Here is a 15,084-nt window from a genome sequence, read left to right as displayed (position 1 = left end):
GAGGGTGTTCGACGAGATGTGGGGTGCCATCGAGCACCTCGGACGTGATGGCCGGACCCGGGGCTACCTGCGAGACGCGTGGTCGCCGGCGGATCTGGAGCTTCGGCGCTGGTTCGGACAGGAGGCGGCCAGGCGCGGCCTCGACCTGAGGGAGGACCGCAACGGCAACCTGTGGGCCTGGTGGGGTGACCCGTCGGTGCGGCCGGGCGTGGTCACCGGCAGCCACCTCGACTCGGTACGGCAGGGCGGCGCCTTCGACGGCCCCCTGGGAGTCGTGTCGGCCTTCGCCGCCCTCGACCTGCTGCGGGCCAGGGACCTCCGGCCCGCGCGCCCCCTGGGGATCGCCTGCTTCAGCGACGAGGAGGGCGCCAGGTTCGGCGTCCCGTGCGTCGGCTCCCGGCTGCTGACCGGAATCCTGGACCCGGACAGGGCGCGCGCGCTGACCGACGACGAGGGCGACTCGCTGGCCGAGGTACTGCGCGGGGCAGGACGCGACCCGGGCGCCCTGGGCCGGGACGAGGAGACCCTGCGGCATGTCGGGGTCTTCGTCGAGCTCCATGTCGAGCAGGGCAAGGACCTGGTCCACCGGGACGCGCCGGTCGGCGTCGCCTCGGCCATCTGGCCGCACGGCCGCTGGCGGTTCGACTTCCACGGCCAGGCCAACCACGCCGGCACCACCAGGCTGGCCGACCGCGACGACCCGATGCTGCCCTTCGCCCGTACCGTGCTCCACGCCCGCCAGGCCGCCGAGCGCGGCGGCGTGGTCGCCACCTTCGGCAGGACGCGCGTGTCGCCCAACAACGCCAACGCCGTCCCCGGACTGGTCAGTGCCTGGCTGGATGCCAGGGGCGGTGACGAGGACGCGGTCAGGGCGCTGGTCGCCGAGCTGACCGAGTTCTCCGGTGCCGAGGTCACCGTCGAGTCGTGGACCCCGGTCGTCGACTTCGACGCGGTCCTGCGCGAGCGGGTCGCCGCCGCCGCCGGGGGCGCACCCGTCCTGCCGACCGGGGCCGGACACGACGCGGGCATTCTCGCGTCCGCGGGTGTGCCCAGCGCGATGGTGTTCGTCCGCAATCCGACGGGCATCTCTCACTCTCCGGACGAACACGCGGAGACGGCCGACTGCCACACGGGGGTCGCCGTCCTCGCCGCGGTTTTGGAGGACCTGTGCGCGAGCTGAACTACTGGTGCGAGCTGGCCTGGCTGCCGCCGGGCGAGGCCGTCGCGGGAGTGCTCGTCAAAGTCCACGACACGGTGATCTCCGAGATCGTCACCGGTGTGGCGACCCCGCCCGGCGGAGCCGTCCGGCTGGCCGGGCTGACCATCCCGGGCCTGGCCAACGCGCACTCCCACGCCTTCCACCGTGCCCTGCGCGGGGCGACGCAACGGGAGAAGGGCAGTTTCTGGACCTGGCGCGAGCAGATGTACGAGGTGGCGGAGACCCTCGACCCCGACTCCTATCTCAGACTCGCCAGGGCCGCGTTCGCCGAGATGGCGCTGGCCGGCATCACCTGCGTCGGGGAGTTCCACTACCTGCACCACAGTCCGGGCGGCAGGCGCTACGACGACCCGAACGCCATGGGCCACGCGCTCGTCCAGGCGGCGCGCGAGGCGGGGCTGCGCATCGCGCTGCTGGACGCCTGTTACCTGACCGGTGGCGTCGGCACCCCGCTGAGCGGTGTCCAGCTGCGGTTCGGTGACGGCGACGCCGACGGGTGGGCGGCACGGGCGGAGGCGCTCACCACCCACTACCGGGACGATCCGGACGTGGAGATCGGTGTGGCCGTGCACTCGGTCCGTGCGGTCAGGCCCGAGCAGATCCCGGTGGTCGCCGAGTTCTCCCGCCACCACGCGGTCCCGCTGCACGCCCATGTCTCCGAGCAGCGGGCGGAGAACACCGCCTGCGTGGAGGCGTACTGCGCGAGCCCGGTCCAGCTGCTGGAGGCGCACGGCGCGCTCGGCCCCCGCTCGACCGCCGTGCACGCCACGCACCTGTCGGACGTGGACATCGCGCTGCTCGGCGGCTCCGGCACGCGCGTGTGCATGTGCCCCACGACCGAGCGCGACCTCGCCGACGGCATCGGACCGGCCAGGGCGCTGTTCGACGCGGGGTCGCCCGTCACGCTCGGCTCGGACAGTCACGCGGTCGTCGACCTGTTCGAGGAGGCCCGCGCGGTCGAACTGGACGAGCGGCTGGCCACCGAGCGGCGCGGTCACTGGTCGGCCGCCGAGCTCCTGCACGCCGCCACGGCGGCGGGACACGACTCGCTCGGCTTCGCCTGCGCGGGCATGCTCGTCCCCGGCGCGTGGGCCGACCTGGTGTCGGTGCGCCTGGACTCGGTCCGTACGGCGGGCGCCTCCCCGGCGCACCTGGCCGAGACCGTCGTGTTCGCCGCCACGGCCGCCGACGTGCACTCCGTGGTGTCGGGGGGCCGCCGCGTGGTCACCGAGGGCAGGCACGTACTCGGTGACGTGGGCGGCATGCTCACCGAGGCGATCATCGAGGCACGAGCGGGGAGGTCGGTATGACGAGCGAGGGCCGGCAGGTGAGGAGCACCCTCTTCGATCGCATCGGACTGCTCTACACGGGTGATCCGGCGCGGGAGGAGATCGAGGACGCGGCGCTGGTGGTGCAGGACGGCGAGGTGGTGTGGGCGGGGCCCGCCGGTGCGGCTCCCTGCGCCGACGAGCGGGTTGACGTCGACGGACGTTGCGTGATCCCCGGGTTCGTCGACAGCCACGCCCACCTCGTCTTCGCGGGCGACCGCACGGCCGAGTTCGCCGCCCGGATGGCGGGCCTGCCCTACACGGCCGGTGGCATCCGTACCACGGTGTCGGCCACCCGCGCCGCCTCCGACGTCGAGCTCGTGACGCTCACCGCCGCCCTGGTCTCGGAGATGCTCGCCCAGGGGACGACCACGGTGGAGATCAAGAGTGGTTACGGCCTCACCGTCGAGGACGAGCGCAGGTCCCTGGAGATCGCGCGGGGGTTCACCGAGGAGACCACCTACCTGGGCGCGCACGTGGTGCCCCCCGACGCCTCCTCGGCCGACGAGTACGTCCGCACGGTCACCGGGGAGATGCTGGAGGCCTGCGCGCCGCACGCCCGGTGGGTCGACGTGTTCTGCGAGCGCGGCGCCTTCGACGCCGACCAGAGCAGGGAGATCCTCCTCGCCGGGATGAAGGCGGGGCTGCTGCCGAGGATCCACGCCAACCAGCTGGGCGCGGGCCCGGGGGCGCGGATCGCCGCCGAGGTGGGCGCGGCCTCCGCCGACCACTGCACCCATCTGAGTGACGACGACGTCTCGGCGCTGTCGTCGGCGGGAGTGGTGGCCACCCTGCTGCCCGGTGCGGAGTTCTCCACCCGCTCGCCCTACCCGGACGCCCGCCGCCTGCTGGACGCCGGGGTGACGGTCGCGCTGGCCACCGACTGCAACCCGGGCTCCTCCTTCACCTCCTCGATGCCCTTCTGCGTGGCGCTGGCGGTCCGCGAGATGCGGATGACGCCGCTGGAGGCGATCAGGGCGGCCACGTACGGCGGGGCCAGGGCGTTGCGCCGCGGGGACGTCGGCACGCTGCGGGTGGGAACCAGGGGGAATCTGGTGATCCTGGACGCCCCGACGTACGTCCATCTCGCCTACCGGCCGGGGGTGCCGCTGGTGACACAGGTGTGGAAGGAGGGGCGCCGTCTGGTTTAGCCCTCTTCGCCGGGGGCAGCCGCGGGCCTTGTCGTGGCGCCGGGAGGCATCCTCCCTGAGGAGGAGTTCGGAACCATTCTCCAGGCGTACTTCTTGAGGGAATCTTTGCCCTGATCCAGCCGTTGAAAAGTCAAGCGACGTGTCCGCGCGCATGGGGCGTTGAGCGAGCGGGCGGACACGTCATAAGCAGCCGGAGCGAGGTGCCATCGGATGGCAAGGCCGACGGGGAATCGGACGCAGGATCAGCACGTCTCTGACAGGGATCTGCTCGGAACCTACCTGGCAGAGATCGGCAGGGTGCCCCTGCTCACCGCGGAGGAAGAGGTGGAACTCGCCAAGCGGATCGAGGCGGGTCTCTTCGCTGAGCAGTTGCTGGACGGCGGGTTGACGGAGCCGCGGATCGCGGACGCCGCCGATGAGGAGCTTGAGCGTTTGGCCGTTTCCGGGCGGAGGGCCAAAGATGAATTCATCCAGGCCAATCTACGTCTTGTGGTGGCCGTCGCGCGCAAATATTCAGGGCGGGGAATGCCGCTGATCGATCTGGTTCAGGAGGGAAACCTGGGGTTGGTCCGCGCGGTCGAGAAGTTCGACTACCGGCGCGGTTACAAGTTCTCGACCTATGCCACCTGGTGGATCCGGCAGTCCGTGGGGCGTGCCATTCACGAGCAGGCCCGGCCGGTCCGCCTGCCCACCCACGCGGGTGAGCAGATGACCAGGCTGATGCGGGTCCGCCGGGACATGCTGGCCGAGTTCGACGCCGAGCCGACCGACGCCGACCTGGCGGCGGTGCTCGAACTGCCCATCGAGCGGGTCCGTGAGCTCCGCCGCTGGGCCTCCGACCCCGTCTCCCTGCAGTTGGGCGTGGGCGACGAGGACGAGACCGAACTCGGCGACATGATCGCCGACGACACCTGGGCCGATCCCGAGCAGCAGGCGATGGACGTCCTTGAGCGCGAGCGGCTGGAGGAGTGGCTGACGGGGCTGGAGGGGCAGACCCGCGAGATGCTCCGCTGGCGTTACGGCCTGATGGACGGCCGTGAGCACACGCTGACCGAGGTCGGCGAGCGCTACGGCATCGGCAGGGACCGCGCCCGACGCATCGAGCGCGACGCCCTGGCCCGGCTGCGGAAGATGGCCACCGCGGCCTGAGCCGTCTGCGATCCGGCACGCTCCCCGCGGGGGGGCGTGCCGGATCGTTTTTTTGGGTGCTTTGGCTCTGTGCTTTGGCTCTGTGCCCGCTGCGGTGGGCGGGCGTTCCGGGCGGCCGTCTCAGTTGCCGTCTTGAGATTCAGGCCTCCGGCCTGCTCGGGCGCCATGGTTGCGGGCTTTTTTTAAGCCGCCCGGAACGCCCACCCACCTCCGCTGCACGCGGTCTCGCCGTACGGCGTGCGGGCCGTAGTGGGTTTCTTTCCGGCCGTCCAGTGTGCTGTGCGTGGCTGAAGCGATCTTTACGGGACCGTTCGGCGAGGCGCCGTAGCTGAAGCGCCACTGCGGGAAGGAGCGCAGGGTCGGGCTAGGAGGTACGGGGCCGGGGCGATCAGTTCGTTCCTTCGCCGGGTAGGGAGTACGGCCCAACGTATTCGCCCGGATGAGAGGACATGACGGGCGTGGCGGGGGTCATGCGCGCGGTCATCGGCGGCCCTCGGAAGAGTCGGGTGGTTGCTCACCTGGGCATCTTTTGGGTCATTGGTAAGTCGAGACATGCCCAGTCCGAAACCCGGCGGAAACATCGTGTGGCCGAGATTCACAGATGTGAAACACACAGGGTCGCGCCTTGAAACGGCGGAAGAACACGCTGTGGCGCAACGTCAGTGCGCGGCCGGTCGACGGAGCCCTGGAAGCGTCCACTGCATGTGAAACCGGCAAAACGCCAATTGGAAGGAGGGTCGCTTCGCATGGAGATCGATAGCGGCTCCACAGCCTGGATGCTCGCGAGCACCGCACTCGTCCTGCTCATGACGCCAGGTCTCGCTTTCTTCTACGGGGGCATGACCAGGGCGAAGAGCGTTCTCAACATGATGATGATGTCGTGGGTCAGCATCATCGTCGTGACGATCGCCTGGGTTCTCTACGGTCACTCGCTGGCCTTCGACGCCGTCGGAGACGGCTCCGGATTCCTCAACAAGATCATTGGCGGGCTCGACAACATCGGGTTGAGCGGCCTGGTCGAGACGGCGACCAAGGATGACGGCACCGGTATGCCGAGTCTGGTCTTCTCGACGTTCCAGATGACTTTCGCCATCATTACGGTCGCGCTGATCAGCGGCGCGCTCGCCGACCGGGTCAAGTTCGGCGCCTGGGTGGTCTTCGCCCTCGTCTGGGCGACGGTCGTCTACTTCCCCGTGGCCCACTGGGTGTGGGGCGGTGGCTGGCTGAGCACCCTCGGCATCGAGGACTTCGCCGGAGGCACCGTCGTCCACATCAACGCCGGCGCCGCGGCCCTGGCGGTCGCGCTCGTGATCGGCAAGCGTGTCGGCTGGCGCAAGGACCCGATGCGGCCGCACAACCTCACGCTCGTCCTCCTCGGCGCGGGCCTGCTCTGGTTCGGCTGGTTCGGCTTCAACGCGGGCTCCGAGCTCGCCGTCGACGGCACGACCGGCCTGGCGTTCATGAACACCCAGATCGCCACCGCGGTCGCGGCCGGCGCCTGGATCCTGGTCGAGAAGCTCCGCGACGGCCACTCCACCACCCTCGGTGTCGCCTCCGGTGCGGTCTCCGGTCTGGTCGCCATCACCCCGGCCTGTGGTTTCGTCGACCCCTGGGCGGCGTTCGTGATCGGCGCGCTGGCCGGTGTCGCCTGTGCCTACGCGGTCGGCCTGAAGTACAAGCTCGGCTACGACGACTCGCTCGACGTGGTCGGCGTTCACATGGTCGGCGGTGTCGTGGGCGCGGTGGCGCTGGGCTTCGTCGCCGCCTACCCGTTCGCCGACGGTCAGGAGAAGGGCCTCTTCTACGGCGGTCCGATCTCCCAGCTCGGCGTGCAGGTGCTCGGTCCCGTCGCGGTCGGCGCCTACTCCTTCGTCATCTCCTGGATCATCGCGAAGATCATCGACAAGACGATGGGCTTCCGCATCACCCAGGAGCAGGAGATCGCCGGCGTCGACATCACCACCCACGCCGAGACCGGTTACGACCTCGGCACCATCCACTCCTCGGGTGTCGCGGCCGTCAACGGTCCGGTTTCCACCCCGGCGTCTAAGAAGGTGGACGCATGAGACTCATCACCGCGATCATCAAACCGTTCAAACTCGACGACGTGAAGGCGGCCCTGGAGCAGTTCGGGGTCAAGGGCATGACGGTCAGCGAGGCCAGCGGCTACGGCCGCCAGCGCGGCCACACCGAGGTCTACCGGGGCGCCGAGTACCAGGTCGACCTGGTGCCCAAGGTCCGCCTCGAAGTGCTCACCGAGGAGGACGACGCCGAGGACGTCATCGACGTCATCGTCAAGGCCGCGCAGACCGGCAAGATCGGCGACGGCAAGGTCTGGTCCGTTCCGGTGGACACGGTGATCCGCGTCCGCACCGGGGAACGCGGACCTGAGGCGCTCTAACCGGTGAGAGGCGACACTCGCTCGTACGCCGCGGCTCGTAAGGAACGGGCCGCGGACATCGACCGCTGGCTGACGGACCTGGTCAGGACCGCCTGCGGCACGCCGTACGGGCACAACGGGGGAACGACGAGAAACGACGAGCGCGGCGCCCTCAGCGGAGTCGCGCTCGTCGCGGTCGGGAGCCTGGGCCGCTCGGAGCTCGCGCCGGGCAGTGACCTCGACCTGGTCCTGCTCCACGACGGACGAGATGATGTGGCGCGTATCGCCGACCGCATCTGGTATCCGATCTGGGACTCCGGGATCGGCCTCGACCACTCGGTGCGGACCGTGGACGAGGCGGCGAGGGTGGCCGGGGAGGACCTCAAGGCGGTCCTCGGGTTGATCCAGGCCCGGCACGTGGCGGGAGACCAGGAGCTGACGAGGTCGGTGCGCGAGGTCGTGCTCGCCGAGTGGCGGGCCGACTCCCGGCGCCGGCTGGGTGAGCTGCGCGACGCGGCGGACAAGCGGGCGGAGGCGAGCGGGGAGCTGGCGTTCCTGCTCGAACCCGACCTCAAGGACTCCCGCGGCGGCATCCGTGACGTGCAGGCGATGCAGGCCGTGGCGGCGGCCTGGGTCGCCTCGGCTCCCGGTCCGCGAGTCCGCGAGGCCTACGAGCTGCTGCTCGACATCCGGCACGGGCTGCACCTGGTGACCGCCCGAGGCGCCGACCGGCTGGTGCTCCAGGAACAGGACGCGGTCGCCGGGATCCTCGGCCTGCTCGACGCCGAGGCGCTGATGCGCAGGCTCGCCGAGGCCGCCAGGACCATCGGGCACGCCTTCGACGCCACCTGGCGCACCGTCGACCGGCTGCTGACCGGCCCCACCCCCCGTGGCCGCCGCCCGCTCGCCGACGGCGTCGTCGAGCACGGTGGAGAGGTCGTGCTGGCCCGCGGGGTCAACCCCCGCAAGGACCCGATCCTCGTGCTGCGCGCCGCCGCCGCGGCGGCCGAGGCGGGGTTGCCACTGGCGCCCGCCACGGTCACCACGCTGGCGGCCCAGTCGCCGCCACTCCCCGTGCCCTGGCCGGATGAGGCACGTGATGCCCTGGTGGCCCTGCTGGGCGCCGGGCGTGCGGCCGTGCCGGTCTGGGAGGAACTGGACCAGGCGGGGATGCTGGTCCGCCTGCTGCCCGACTGGGAGCGGGTGCGGCACCGCCCGCAGCGCAACCCGGTGCACCGCTACACGGTCGACCGGCACCTGATCGAGGCCGCCGCCGGGGCCGCCTCGTTCACCCGCGAGGTCTCCCGGCCCGACCTGCTGCTGATATCGGCGCTCCTGCACGACATCGGTAAGGGATACCCCGGGGACCACTCCACCACCGGCGCCGTCGTCGCCCGCGACATCGGGGCCCGGATGGGCCTGCCTCCGGCGGACGTCGACACCCTGGAGACCGTGGTCCGCCACCACCTCCTGCTGCCCGAGACGGCCACCCGCCGTGACCTGGACGACCCGGTGACCATTTCCCGGGTGGCCGAGGCCGTCGGTACGCGCGAGGTCCTCGAACTGCTGGCGGCCCTCGCCGTGGCCGACGGCCACGCCACCGGGCCCGCCGCCTGGAACTCGTGGAAGGCCTCACTGGTCACCGATCTGGTGCGCCGGGTCCGTTCGGCGCTCTCCGGCACCCCGCTGCGGCCCGCGCCCTCGCTCTCGGTGGAGCAGGCGTCCCTGGCCCGACACGGCGGAGGAGCCGTGCGGATCAACGGGGGAGCGGTCACCGTGGTCGCGCCGGACCGGGCCGGGCTGCTCTGGCGTGCGGCCGGGGTGCTGGCCGCGCACCGGATGGTGGTCCGCGCCGCGTCGGCCGCCTCGGCGGGGACGACCGCCGTGATCGAGTTCTCGGTCGTTCCCGAGTACGGCTCGCCGCCCGATCCCGCGACGCTGGAGGCCGATCTGCGGCTGGTCCTGGCCGGTCGCCTGGACATCGAGCAGCGCCTCGCCAGGAGGAGCAGGTCGATGCGCCCGGCACGGGTGCCGGTGGCGCCGCCCAGGGTGAACCTGGTGGATGACGCGTCGAACACCGCGACGGTCATCGAGGTGCGGGCCCATGACCGTCCGGGACTTTTGTGGCGGATCGGTAGAGCATTTGGGGAATGTGGCCTTGACGTACGGGCTGCCCGTGTGGAGACTCTCGGCGCAGAGGCGGTGGACGTCTTCTACGTGGTCGACAGAGCCGGCCGTCCGCTGACCGACGAGGTCCAGCGAGCTCAGATACGAGACCAGGTGCTGGCTGCCCTGAGGTAGCCGCGGATGATCACCCCTTGTCGCCTTAGTAACAATTAAAGGCGATATGTCGTTTTTGTCGATTCTTTCACGTGACCTTGTGGTCTGATGTTGTTCATCTGTGTCGTGATTGAGGGGTAGCGAGAGCTGTGGCGAGGGCGACATCCGATAGCGGGAGTGCTCCGGCACCCGACCGTGGCAAGCGGCTTGCCGCTCGGTTCGGCCTGAAGAACTGGCGTGTCCGTTCGCGTCTGACGGCTCTGATCCTGGTGCCGACCACGGTGGGTGTCGTGCTCGCGGGCACGCGCGTGGTGGCCTCCGTCGACAGCGTCGCCGGGCACCAGCGGACCGCCGCCGCGGCGGAGTACTCCGGCGGTCTCCGGGATCTGGCGCAGGCGCTTGGATTGGAACGTGACAGGGGCGCCTGGGGGTCGTTCCAGCCTTCGGACAAGGGGTTGAAGAAGAGCGAGGAAGCCCAGCGGAAGGTGGTCGACGCACTGGTCAGGAAGGTGCAGCTGGAGGTCCGGGCGATCGACGACTCCTACGGCCCCCGAGCCGTCGAGGCGGCCAAGAGCGTCGCCTACCAGCTGGAAGGCCTTCCCGAGCTGCGTCGCCTGCCGGGTACGACCCGGGTGGAACGTTACAGTTACATGATCGCCCCGCTGCTCAAGCTCCACGAGGAGCTCACGCTGGCCGGCGACGATTCGGAGATCGCCGGCAACACCCGCGCGCTCAGCGCCCTGGCGTACGCCAAGGAGGAGGTCTCCAGGCAGCGCGCCCGCCTGCTGGCCGGGTACTACGCGCCCTCGCTGATCAACCCGCAGGAGATCGAGAAGTTCATCGCCTCCCGTTCCCGTATGAGCGAGTTCGAGGCGGACTTCAGCGTCGAGGCGAGCCCGGCCAACAGCCGGCTCCTCGCCGGCGCCATGATCGACGAGAGGGTGCACCGGGCCGAACTGACCAAGGCCAGGGCGATCGTGCTCGCCAGTGACCCCCGGTACACCGGACGGCTGCTGTCGGGTTCCAACGACGTCAAGCAGTGGTTCTCGGACAACACCGCGGTCCTCGACCTGATGCGGAAGGTCGAGATCAAGGTCGCCGGTGACGTGGTCGCCAGGGCCCGGATGCTGGAGGACGACGAACAGCGCAATGCGATCATCACGTCCGTCCTGATCCTGCTTCTGCTCCTGCTGGTACTCGGCCTCACGGTGGTGATCGCCCGCTCGATGGTGACGCCGCTGCGCCGCCTGCGCGCCGAGGCGCTGGAGGTCGCGGGCTTCAGGCTTCCCGAGGTGGTGCAGCGGCTACGGGTCTCCGGCGACACCAGGACGCCCGAGATCGCCCCCATCCCGGTCGAGAGCACCGACGAGATCGGCGAGGTGGCCAAGGCCTTCGACGAGGTCCACCGGCAGGCCGTGCGCCTGGCCGCCGAGGAGTCCGAGCTCCGCTCCAACGTCAGCGCGATGTTCGTCAACCTGTCGCGTCGCACGCAGACCCTGGTCGAGCGGCAGATCTCGCTGATCGACGGGCTGGAGAAGGGCGAGGAGGACGGCGGCCGCCTGGCCGACCTGTTCAGGCTCGACCACCTGGCCACCCGGATGCGGCGCAACTCCGAGAACCTCCTGGTCCTCGCCGGTCACGAGCCGCCCCGCAGGCGCAGCAGGCCGGCCAAGCTCGTCGACGTCGTGCGTGCCTCCCTGTCGGAGGTCGAGGACTACGAGCGGGTCCAGGTCAGGGTGCACCGTACGATCTCGGTCGCGGGCAGTGCCGCCAACGACGTCGTGCACCTGGTCGCCGAGCTGGTGGAGAACGCCATCCAGTTCTCCCCCCGGGCCAGCCGGGTCGTGGTCTCCAGCAGCGCGATCGAGGGCGGCGGCGCGCTGCTCGCGGTCAGCGACCCGGGTATCGGCATGACCCACGAGGAGCTGGTCGAGGCGAACCGCAGGCTGGCGGAGCCGCCCGTCGTCGATGTCTCGGTGTCGCGGCGCATGGGCCTGTTCGTGGTCGGCCGCCTGGCCCTGCGCCACGGCATCCGGGTGCAGCTGCGCCCGCAGGAGGGCGGCGGCCTCGTCGCCATGGTGCTGTTCCCGCCGGAGCTCGTCACTCAGGAGGACCAGCCGGCGCGGACTCCCTCCTGGGGAGCGGAGCAGGCCGCCTCGGGGGACTTCTCCGCCCAGACGTCCACCGGCCGCCCACCCGTCCGGCAACCCTCGTACGGGCAGGGCCAGTCCTCGTTCGAGCATTCCTCGTTCGGGCAAGGGTCGTTCGGGCAGAGTTCTTTCGGTCATGACTCGTTCGGGCAGGTGTCCATCCCGGACGCGTCCTCGTTCGGCTCCGCCTCGTCGCACGGTGACCATCTCGCCGCGGAACAGCGGGCCTCCACCGGTCAGACGGATTCGTCCGGTGCTCCGGCAGGTGGCGCGCCGCTGCCCAAGCGCCAGGTCGGCGGGCTGAAAGGCGGCGGGGGTGTTCCCGCCCAGGGACTCTCCTCATGGGGTGAGTCCTCGTACGAGTACGGGTACGGGAACCCGGCGGCGGGGGCGATGCCCACGGTGGGCGTCTCCCCGCTCGAAGCCGAGCAGGAGGAGTACCTGCCCATCTTCGCCTCGGTCGAGTCGGCCTGGTTCCGCCGGGTGGACGGCCCGGCGGAAGGAGGGGGGCCCGCGTCCTTCGCACCGGAGAGCACGTCCGACGAGCAGGCCCCCCCACCGGGGGGCGTACCGGTCCACCAGGCGGCCCACGAGCCGTCGGTGGAAGCGGAGGCGGAGCGATCCGCGACGGCGGGCGACCCGGACGGCTGGAACACCCCGTCCGACGCCGGCTGGCGGGCCGCCCAGGCGGTGAGCGACCCCAGTCTTGGCGGGATCACCGCCGCGGGTCTGCCCAAGCGCACTCCCCGGGCGAATCTCGTACCGGGCACGGCCGCTTCCACGCCGTCCAGCCCGATGCCGTCCAGTCCGACGCCGTCCGTGTCCCCGGACAGGGTGCGCAACCGTCTGACGAGTTTCCAGCAGGGGGTGCGACGAGGTCGCGCCGAAGTAGCCGAAGCCACTACCAGGAGCCTTACCGACAAGGAGGAGGATGGCTCGTGACGACCCTGAGTCATGAGGCGCGCAGGTTCGACTGGCTGATCACCGAGTTCGTCCGCGGCACGCCCGGTGTCGCACATGCGGTGTGCGTCTCCGCCGACGGACTGAGGATCGCCGGTTCGGAGGGATTTCCGGTCGACAGGGCCGACCAGCTCGCCGCGGTCGCCGCGGGCCTGCTCAGCCTGACCGTGGGGGCCTCCCGGGTGTTCGACGGAGGCCCGGTCACCCAGACCGTGGTCGAGATGGAGCGCGGCCTGTTGCTGGTCATGGCGATCAGCGACGGTTCCGCGCTCGCCGTGCTGGCCTCTTCCGACTGCGACATGGGCCTGGTGGCCTACCAGATGACGATGCTCGTCGAGCGGGCCGGTCAGGTGCTCACCCCCGCGCTCCGCGCCGAGCTACAGTCCCTCCGGGGCCGGTAGTGACCGGGGCCGTGTCGGGTTTTTCCAGGGGAGGGGCCAGTGCGGGGGATTGACAGGAGCGAGGACGACGAGCCGCTGTTCCGCCCGTACACCGTCACCGGTGGCAGGTCGGAGCCCCGTTTCCAGCTGGCCATGGAGACGTTGGTCTCCTCTTCCTTCATCATGGAGGAGGACCTGGCTCTGCTCACCCCCGAGCAGGATGCGATCATCAGGCTCTGTCGCTCGTACCGCTCTGTGGCTGAGATCTCGGCTCTGCTGAAGGTCCCGCTCGGCGTGGCCCGCGTTCTGGTGGCGGATATGGTCGACGAGGGCTTCGTCCGCATCCATCAGCCGCGTCTTAACGAGGGACAACCGGATCTCAACATGCTCGAAAGGGTTCTCAGTGGACTTCGCAGGCTCTAGCCAGGGTGGCCTGACGTCAACGAAAATCGTTGTCGCGGGCGGGTTCGGTGTCGGCAAGACCACGTTCGTGGGGGCGGTGTCGGAAATCCTGCCGCTGACCACGGAGGCGGTGATGACCGACGCCAGCGCCGGGATCGACGACCTGGGGTTGACTCCGAACAAGACCACCACCACGGTCGCGATGGACTTCGGCCGTCTTTCGCTGGACCGTGACCTGATCCTGTACCTGTTCGGCACGCCGGGCCAGCACCGGTTCTGGTTCATGTGGGACGACCTGGTCCGCGGCGCGATCGGCGCGGTGGTCCTGATCGACACCCGGCGGCTGGCCGACGGCTTTCCGGCGATCGACTACTTCGAGGAGGCCAAGCTCCCCTTCCTGGTCGGCATCAACGGCTGGAACGGAGAGTTCCCGCACAACGAGGACGAGGTGCGCGAGGCCCTGACCCTGGCCCCGCACATTCCGGTCGTGCGGACCGACGCCCGTTCCCGGGACTCCGTCAAGGGCACGCTGATCACTCTGGTCGAGCACGTTCTGCGGGTCCGCGCGGCCTACGGCACCTCCGTTTAGCCCTCGTCGCATCCGGGTGGGCCGGTGACCACCCGGATGGAGGCGTCAGTCGGGGAGCCACTCCTTCCAGATGATCCTGTTCGCGTCGATCCACTTCTGGGCCGCCCGGTCGGCGTCCAGGCCGTTCTCCGTCATGTCGTTCGCCACCGCGTTCTGCTGGTCGTTGGTCCAGGTGAAGTTCCTCACCAACTCGTAGGCCCCGCCGCCGGTGTCGGCGAACCGCCTGCTCACGATCTTGTCGAGCAGGTAGGGCGGGTAGTCGCACCTCACCTTGGCGGGGTCGGCGTCGCAGCCGATCGCGTACGGCGGAAGGTTGACCTTCGCCAGCTTGACCTGGGTGAAGAGCCACTGCGGCTGGTAGAAGTACATCAGCAGCGGGGTGCGGTCGCGGGTCGCCCGTCTGGCGGCCTCGATCAGTGCCTTCTCGCTGCCCGCGTAGACGACCTTGTAGTCGAGGTCGAGATTGCGCACCAGGGCCTCGTCGTGCGTGACATATGAGGCGTCCCCGTCGAGCAGTTGGCCTAAATTGCCCGACTTGTCAGTTTTGAAGAGATGGGCGTACTTGTTGAGCTGTCGCCAGTCGGTGATGTCCGGATACTCGTCCACCATCCACTGCGGGACGTACCAGCCGATGACACCCCTGCTGCCGTTTCTTCCCGCGGAGACCGCGACCTTTTTCTCCTCGATGTAGATCTGCTTCTCCGCCTCCCGTCCCCAGTTCTCCACGATCACGTCCACCGTGCCCTTTTCGAGGCCCTCCCAGGACTGGGCCTCGTTGAGCTTGACCGTCTGCACCGGGTAGCCGAGCTCCGTGGTCAGCAGCCGCCCGAGGACCGCGGCGCCGGCCTCGTAGCCCGCCCAGCCGTTGACGGCGATCCGCACCGGCCCGTTGTCGGCGGCCGGCGCGGACGGCTGCTCGCCCGTGCACGAGGTGAGCGGCAGGACCAGCGCGGTGACCGCACCGAGCACCGCGACGCGGGTGAGCGCCGAGAGGCGGCCGAGTGCCGGAGGGCGGGTGGGTGGGCGCGGCCCGCGAACCTGGCTCGCGGCGTCGCCGGGTGTGGCCACGTTCTCCTCCAGGGCCCGTCGCTCGGAT

Annotated in this window: 12 protein-coding genes; 11 read left to right on the top strand and 1 reads right to left on the bottom strand. The window is 70.1% G+C overall.

The window, feature by feature from the left end; genetic code table 11:
* Window positions 1-16: 16 nt before the first annotated feature.
* From AB0K21_RS20375 to AB0K21_RS20325, 11 genes are all read left to right on the top strand, one after another.
* Window positions 17-1,180, top strand: coding sequence for an allantoate amidohydrolase (locus AB0K21_RS20375; protein ID WP_364152006.1), 1,164 nt, complete (start codon window positions 17-19; stop codon window positions 1,178-1,180).
* On the top strand, window positions 1,168-2,529 hold the full coding sequence (locus AB0K21_RS20370) for a formimidoylglutamate deiminase (RefSeq protein ID WP_343972020.1): 1,362 nt from the start codon (window positions 1,168-1,170) through the stop codon (window positions 2,527-2,529). Before AB0K21_RS20375 ends, AB0K21_RS20370 begins: the two co-directional genes overlap by 13 nt.
* A complete protein-coding gene (hutI, locus tag AB0K21_RS20365) occupies window positions 2,526-3,698 on the top strand; it encodes an imidazolonepropionase (RefSeq protein ID WP_343972017.1) in 1,173 nt (390 codons plus the stop codon). The genes AB0K21_RS20370 and hutI overlap by 4 nt, the downstream gene beginning before the upstream one ends.
* A 210-nt stretch (window positions 3,699-3,908) precedes the next feature.
* Window positions 3,909-4,847, top strand: a complete 939-nt coding sequence (locus AB0K21_RS20360) for a sigma-70 family RNA polymerase sigma factor (RefSeq protein ID WP_343972014.1) — start codon at window positions 3,909-3,911, stop codon at window positions 4,845-4,847.
* Between the two features lie 746 nt (window positions 4,848-5,593).
* Window positions 5,594-6,913, top strand: a complete 1,320-nt coding sequence (locus tag AB0K21_RS20355; RefSeq protein ID WP_343972011.1) for an ammonium transporter — start codon at window positions 5,594-5,596, stop codon at window positions 6,911-6,913.
* Entirely contained in the window at window positions 6,910-7,248 is a 339-nt protein-coding gene (locus AB0K21_RS20350; protein ID WP_030906290.1) for a P-II family nitrogen regulator, read from the top strand. The genes AB0K21_RS20355 and AB0K21_RS20350 overlap by 4 nt, the downstream gene beginning before the upstream one ends.
* 3 nt (window positions 7,249-7,251) lie before the next feature.
* Window positions 7,252-9,528 (top strand): [protein-PII] uridylyltransferase, encoded by a 2,277-nt coding sequence (locus AB0K21_RS20345; RefSeq protein ID WP_343972007.1) that lies wholly within the window; start codon window positions 7,252-7,254, stop codon window positions 9,526-9,528.
* A 248-nt stretch (window positions 9,529-9,776) separates the two neighbouring features.
* Entirely contained in the window at window positions 9,777-12,599 is a 2,823-nt protein-coding gene (locus AB0K21_RS20340; protein WP_364151872.1) for a nitrate- and nitrite sensing domain-containing protein, read from the top strand.
* A gap of 5 nt (window positions 12,600-12,604) precedes the next feature.
* Window positions 12,605-13,018: a roadblock/LC7 domain-containing protein gene (locus AB0K21_RS20335; protein ID WP_343972085.1), complete on the top strand. Its 414-nt coding sequence runs from the start codon at window positions 12,605-12,607 to the stop codon at window positions 13,016-13,018.
* Between the two features lie 39 nt (window positions 13,019-13,057).
* Entirely contained in the window at window positions 13,058-13,420 is a 363-nt protein-coding gene (locus AB0K21_RS20330; protein ID WP_343972001.1) for a DUF742 domain-containing protein, read from the top strand.
* A 10-nt stretch (window positions 13,421-13,430) separates the two neighbouring features.
* The gene (locus AB0K21_RS20325) at window positions 13,431-13,988 is read left to right on the top strand and encodes an ATP/GTP-binding protein (protein WP_343972082.1); all 558 of its coding nucleotides are present in this window, start codon (window positions 13,431-13,433) and stop codon (window positions 13,986-13,988) included.
* A gap of 45 nt (window positions 13,989-14,033) precedes the next feature.
* Here AB0K21_RS20325 and AB0K21_RS20320 read toward each other — a convergent pair whose 3' ends face one another.
* A complete protein-coding gene (locus AB0K21_RS20320; RefSeq protein WP_364151869.1) occupies window positions 14,034-15,056 on the bottom strand; it encodes an ABC transporter substrate-binding protein in 1,023 nt (340 codons plus the stop codon).
* Window positions 15,057-15,084: the final 28 nt, after the last annotated feature.

This window comes from Streptosporangium sp. NPDC049248 (assembly GCF_040678965.1).
GTDB lineage: Bacteria > Actinomycetota > Actinomycetes > Streptosporangiales > Streptosporangiaceae > Streptosporangium > Streptosporangium fukuiense.
This window is presented reverse-complemented; position numbering and strand designations above follow the sequence as displayed.